Annotated in this window: 5 protein-coding genes; 1 reads left to right on the top strand and 4 read right to left on the bottom strand. The window is 60.0% G+C overall.

Annotation, left to right across the window (positions count from 1 at the left end; translation table 11 throughout):
• Positions 1–37 precede the first annotated feature (37 nt).
• Genes pilB through GY725_05715 form a run of 3 tightly spaced genes read right to left on the bottom strand, consistent with a single transcriptional unit; the run spans position 38 to position 3,821 of the window.
• Positions 38–1,780, bottom strand: coding sequence for a type IV-A pilus assembly ATPase PilB (gene pilB, locus GY725_05725; protein MCP4003676.1), 1,743 nt, complete (start codon positions 1,778–1,780; stop codon positions 38–40).
• A gap of 26 nt (positions 1,781–1,806) precedes the next feature.
• Positions 1,807–2,874 (bottom strand): flippase-like domain-containing protein, encoded by a 1,068-nt coding sequence (locus GY725_05720; protein MCP4003675.1) that lies wholly within the window; start codon positions 2,872–2,874, stop codon positions 1,807–1,809.
• Positions 2,871–3,821, bottom strand: coding sequence for a bifunctional riboflavin kinase/FAD synthetase (locus GY725_05715; GenBank protein ID MCP4003674.1), 951 nt, complete (start codon positions 3,819–3,821; stop codon positions 2,871–2,873). The genes GY725_05720 and GY725_05715 overlap by 4 nt, the downstream gene beginning before the upstream one ends.
• 87 nt (positions 3,822–3,908) lie before the next feature.
• Between GY725_05715 and GY725_05710 the strand changes: the two genes are divergently transcribed.
• Positions 3,909–4,982 carry a YjgP/YjgQ family permease gene (locus GY725_05710; protein MCP4003673.1) on the top strand — a complete coding sequence of 358 codons (1,074 nt, stop codon included), beginning with the start codon at positions 3,909–3,911 and terminating at the stop codon, positions 4,980–4,982.
• Here the strand turns inward: GY725_05710 and hflC are convergent.
• On the bottom strand, positions 4,983–5,538 hold a 556-nt coding region (gene hflC, locus GY725_05705), incomplete at its 5' end, for a protease modulator HflC (protein MCP4003672.1). It lies immediately after the preceding gene.

Below are 5,538 nucleotides of genomic sequence, written 5' to 3'. Positions count from 1 at the left end.
GCCTTCAATAATTGATGCAGATTCGCCATTCGTTTCCCTAGCTGTCCGAGGCCGATACGCGGAAGACCTCGCCGATTGTCGTCGTGCCTTCCATAACCTTGTTCAAAGCGCTTCTTCGCAGCGTACACATTCCACCGCGAATCGCCTCACGCTTGATCTCGGCCGCACTCGCACCGTTCAGCACGAACTCCTTCAGGTTCTCGGTCATCACCATGACCTCGTACACCGCAATTCGACCTTTGAACCCGGTATCTGAACAGTTGGCGCAACCGGCTCCCTTGACCGGAGTACAACTGGCCGCTTCTTCGCTCGACATGCCGGCCTTTTCGAGTTCCTCAGCAATGACTTCCGGGTCGTTCTCTACACATTCCGGACACACCTTGCGGGCAAGACGCTGGGCCACGACGCAGTTCACGGAACTCGCGACGAGGAATGGTTCGATTCCCATATTGAGCAGGCGATTGATGGTACTCGGCGCATCGTTCGTATGGAGTGTCGAGAGCACCATATGGCCGGTGAGTGCAGCCTTGATCGCGATCTCAGCCGTCTCGAAGTCACGAATCTCACCGACCATGATGATGTCTGGGTCCTGACGTAGAAAAGATCTGAGCGCGGTGGCGAAGTTGAGACCGATGTCCTCCTTCATATTCACCTGGTTGATACCGCTCAGATTGAACTCGACAGGGTCTTCGGCGGTCGAAATATTCTCCGTAGACGTGTTCAGCTCGGAGAGTGCCGAATACAGAGTGGTGGTCTTTCCTGAACCCGTCGGGCCCGTGACCAGTACCATCCCGAAAGGCTGATGGATCGAGTTCTGGAAGTCAGCGAGCTGCGCCTCGGCGAAACCGAGCTTCGTCATGTCGAGTTGGAGATTCCCCTTGTCCAGGAGACGAAGAACGATCTTCTCACCAAAGAGTGTCGGCAGGACGGAGACGCGATAGTCCATCTCCTTGTTCCGCCCCATCTTGAGCTTGATGCGACCATCCTGGGGTAGACGACGCTCCGCGATATCGAGATCGGCCATGATCTTCACGCGCGAGGTGATCGGGTTCTTGAGCTTGCGCGGCGGCTTCATCACTTCGTAAAGCACACCATCGATGCGGTAGCGGACGCGGAAGTCCTTCTCGTAGGGTTCGATGTGGATATCCGAAGCGACTTTCTTCACCGCATCGGTCAACACCAGATTGACCAGTTTGACGACCGGCGCGTCCTCGGTCGCACGCTCGAGTTCTTCGACGTCGACGGAATCGTCGTCGCTGACGACTTCAAAATCGCCATCGTCGAAGCCGGCCATGACTTCGTCCATCGATTCGCCATTGTCGTAGTACTTCTCGATGGCCCGGCGAATCGCTTCCTCGGCCGCGATGACAGACTCGACGTCGTACCCCGTAAGGAACTTCACGTCATCGATGGCGAAAATGTTCGAGGGATCCGCTGTCGCAATGATCAATGTGGAGCCTGCACGATTCACCGGAAGAATCGTGTGCTTGGTCGCAACGTCTTCGGGAATCAGCGCAACCACCTCGGGATCGATCTCGAAGTCTTCGAGTTCGATTGCCGGAACTCCGTATTGCCCGGAAACGACCTCAGCGAGGTCATTCTCCTGCACGTACCCGAGTTTCGTGATCTGGTATCCCAGTCGCGTTCCCGTCGCGCGCGATTCCTCTTTCGCGCGACGCAATTCCTCCTGCGAAAGGAGGTTCTTCTGTACCAGGAGTTCGCCGATCCGTTCGTTCACCGATTGTCTCCGAGACCGGTCACGCGCTGCCGCGAGCGACATCGCAAGTACCAGTGGTTCGGCGAGTTTTATCGGTGTGGCTCAGATGCAGCTTTACCGAGAGAAGGCTCCGTGATGTCTCTCATCCGGGCTCCGACCTGCATGGCGGCGAAGGCGCCAACCAGCGTAATCGGCAACCAGTAGGACATGTGCACGACGGTACCGAAGCCTACCGCCACCGTTGAAGAAACACCAAAGAGCGCAAGAGCTTCACGACACGCGAAGTGGTACACGCCAATGAAACCCGGCGCGGATGGAGCGGCGACAGCAAGCGCAGTAAAGACATGAGCCGTCATCACGGCCATGACGAATTGAGCCGGAGGCATTTCGACCCCGAAGGCGAAAAGGCCCAGTGCAAAGGGCAGAGGAATTACCAGAACCCAGAGAACCAGAGACAGGAGCGCCACCAGTGTCACGGTACGCCGACCACGCAAAGACTCGAGGCCCAGACACACTTCGCGTACCAGCTCCATGGCCGAATTTCGCAGGCTCGCCGGCGCATAGCCAAGCGGACGCTCTATCCAACCGAGCACCCAGTCTCGCCTCAACCGCAACAGAACCAGAAAGGCGACCGGCAAGGCGCTGAAGGTCGCGGCCAATATGCCCCCGGTCTGCACCCATGCGGGCAGGGTCTTGGCCTGGAAGTACAGCAACCCACCGCCGACCAGCGAGAGAGTCGTCAGATCGATGACGCGTTCCAGTACCACCGTGCCCAGGGCCGCCGAACCGGTCAACTGGGTCTGTTTCGCCAATACCCAGGGCCGGGCCAGTTCGCCGATGCGAAACGGCAGCACATTGATGGCGAACGCACCGACCGCCGTCGCCTGGAGGTGGGGTATGAACGGTGCTGGCGGGTTGCTCAGCGATGCGGTGAAGAGCGTCCAGCGAGCCGAACGCAACCAGAGCGCGAATAGATTCACCGGAATGATCAGGGCGATCGGTAGAAGACGCGCGCCCGCAATATCCGCCGCTACATCAGCAAAGCGAATATCGTGGACCGTATAGAGCAATGCCGCGACCGGAAGCGCGATCCCGACCCATACCTTCCAGTCCAGCAAGAGTTTCCGCCGGGAGCGGCCCGCCGGGGATTCCGTCACGAGTTCCTCGACCTCAGGATCTCTCCGGCGCGTCTTGCGTCTTCTGCAATCTGCGCTTTGAGTTCGGCAGGGCCGGAGAAGCGCTTCTCATCGCGAATGCGTTCGCAAAAGGCCAGCGAGATGCGCCGTCCGTACAGGTCCCCAGAAAAATCGAGCAGATGCGTTTCTGCCAGTACCTGACCCTTGTCAAAGGTTGGACGCGTTCCGATGTTCGTCACCGCGGGACGCTCCTCCGCTGAAAGACGGCCTTCCTCGAATATGCGAACCGTCGTGGCGTACACGCCATTGGCGGGGATCAACTCGTTTTCCGGTTCGAGGTTCGCGGTAGGAAAACCCAGGGTTCGACCGCGCCGATCGCCTTCGACGATCTTCCCCCAGACTGAATAGGGGCGCCCTAGACACAAAGCTGCGTCACTGACGTCGCCTTCGCCCAGCGCTTTGCGAATTCGGGTGCTCGAAACATCGCTGCCCCCCGCAGTTACCTGTGGAATGATCGCGATCCGGATCCCCAGATCGGGACCAATACGCGCCAGAGTCTCATCCGAGCCGCTCCGATCCTTCCCGAACTGGAAGTCGCGACCCACCAGGAGATCGCGTGGCGCAATACGCTCGGCGATCACTCCTTGCAAGAAAGCCTCGGCGGAGAGTGAAGCGAACTCTCGCGTAAACGGTTCCCGGATCAGGAAGTCCACTCCCAGTTCCTGCAACTCGAGAGCCATCTGCTCCCACGACATGAGTCTGGCCTGTACCCGATCTGGATAGAGCACCTGCCGCGGGTGTGGATCGAAGGTATACACGGCGGTCTTGACGCCGAGGGCAGCGCCGCGCTCCATGAGTTCCCGAATCAGGGCGAGATGCCCCAGATGAATCCCATCGAAATTGCCAACGGTGAGGACGACTCCCCGTTCGCTCGCCGGCAATTCAGTACTTCCGCCAATCACCTTCATCACACGCTCATTCTGCCTGGAATTCCGGCGACCTTAGAGCCTTACGAGAGGCGTTGCAACGCCGGTGAACACGCGTATCCTGCCAGAGTGGGTACGGTTTCCCGCTATCTTCTGGTTCAGTTCCTGATCGCGTCAGGCGGCGTGTTCCTGGGCCTTCTGATCACCTGGGTCGCAGCGGACACGCTGCTGCACCTGGACCAGATCGGCAAAGACGCAGCCATGGGGCTGCGTGGTGTACTGCTCCGCTCTCTCGATATCGTGGCGCTGGGTTTGCCGATGGCCTGCCTGACAGGCGTCGTATGGAGCCTGTCCCACGCGGTCCGGTATCGCGAGGTAACAGCGATTCGCTGTGGCGGAATCCCCTTGCGCGTCGCGCTGATCCCCCTGCTGCTCGGCGCAGCGGGCATTTCCGCATTCAGCGGCATCCTCGAGGACCGTGTGCTGATGCCGGTACGCCAGGCACTGTCGCGCACCGAGGCCCGTACCGCCGAGGAGCAATCGAAGCCAGAGCATATGATCGATCGCTGGTGGTACGCGGACGGGAACTCGATCCTCTCCGCGCAGAACTACGTCCCCGAAACGCGAAGACTCTCGGGAGTATCGGTGTTCCAGTTCGACGATGAGAGGCGCATCTCGCGCCGCATCGAAGCCCGCAGCGCTACGAATATCTCCGGCAGTACCTGGGAGTTCCGCATCGCCACGATTCGCGAGTTCGATCGCGATGGCGATCTGCGAAGGAGCACCGAGAGTTCGATGGAACTCGACCTGGGAATCACAGGTCAGGATCTGGAGGGGGCCGCACCTGAGCTCGCCACGGCCACCCTACACAAGCTCAACCGAGCGATTCGCAAGCACAGCGGAAGTGACGCCGAACTCGCGACGCTCGAGACGCTGTTCCACAGCCGACTCGCCCAGCCCTTCGCGGTCTTGATCCTGGTGCTACTGGCGATTCCCTTCGCGATCGGCGACGTGGAACGGGGCGACTCCCTGCCCCGCGCACTCCTGATGTCGATCATCTGCGCGGCCGGCTACTGGTTGTTCTGGACCGCCGGACTGCTGGTCGGACGCAGCGGCGCACTTCCCGCGTTTCTGCCGATCTGGGCTGTCACCCTGCTCGCGCTGGCCCTGGGCACGTACCGCTACCGTCAGATCCAGCAGTAGTCAGCGGCGCTTTTTGCTCGTGGTTCCAGGATCGAACAGATGCTTGAGGAACGGCGCGTCCTTCGACAAGACCATCGTGGTCTGGTCGTCGAGAGCCTTCCTATAAGCTTCGAGGCTGCGCAGGAACCCGTAGAACTCGGCGTCCTGGTTGTACGCCTCGGCGTAGATCCGCGTCGCTTCGGCGTCGCCCTCGCCGTGCAGGCGGGTGGAGGCGCGTTCGGCATTGGCCTGAATCACCAGCCCTTCGCGATCCGCTTTCGAACGGATCTCGAGGGCCTGTTCCTCGCCTTCGGCACGGTACTTCAACGCGAATCGATTGCGCTCGGTCCGCATGCGATCGAAGATCTTCTTCAGATTCGACTCCGGATAGTCCGTGCGGCGAATACGGAGATCCAGAATCGCGATTCCCAGGGGACGTAGCTCGTCATTGGCCGCCTGTGCGATCGAACGGATGATCTCTTCGCGACGCTCCGACAGCAGGTCACTCAGGGAGTTCTTCGGAATCGTCTCCTGTACCTTGCTGTAGGTACTGTCATCGAGGCGTTTGATCGCCTCG

It is taken from the genome of bacterium (assembly GCA_024226335.1).
In the GTDB taxonomy this organism is placed as follows: domain Bacteria; phylum Myxococcota_A; class UBA9160; order SZUA-336; family SZUA-336; genus JAAELY01.
The sequence above is the reverse complement of the archived record's forward strand: the minus strand, read 5'-3'. Positions and strand labels throughout refer to the sequence as shown.

Coding starts and splice junctions, on each gene's coding strand:
- pilB (MCP4003676.1), bottom strand. CDS start 1,780: ATGTCGCTCGCGGCAGCGCGTGACCGGTCTCGGAGACAATCGGTGAAC.
- GY725_05715 (MCP4003674.1), bottom strand. CDS start 3,821: ATGAAGGTGATTGGCGGAAGTACTGAATTGCCGGCGAGCGAACGGGGA.